Source organism: Clostridium pacaense (genome assembly GCF_020709765.2).
Taxonomy (GTDB): Bacteria; Bacillota; Clostridia; order Lachnospirales; family Lachnospiraceae; genus Enterocloster; species Enterocloster hominis.
This window is the reverse complement of sequence record NZ_JAJFEB020000246.1, coordinates 1-233: the sequence shown is the minus strand read 5'-3', so window position 1 is coordinate 233 and position 233 is coordinate 1. Positions and strand designations below refer to the sequence as shown.

Genomic DNA, 233 nt, shown 5'->3' with positions numbered 1-233 from the left:
GCGCCCTGTCCAAGGGCTGGATAGATGATAAGGGAACCTGGTACTATGCTGACATCCAGGGCGTGGTGCATACTGGATGGCTGTACGACAACGGAAGAAGATACTTCCTGGAGAACCCAGGAGCCATGGCCAAGGGCTGGACCAACCAGAACGAAACGTGGTATTATCTGAACAACCCAGGCGCCACCGCAATCCCCTTTGCCTTCGGGAATAAGAACAAGCGGCCCGGTCTT

1 pseudogene is annotated in these 233 nt (G+C 55.4%); it reads left to right on the top strand.

The window, feature by feature from the left end:
• Window positions 1–233: pseudogene (locus LK536_RS59180) on the top strand (hypothetical protein); the annotation flags it as partial.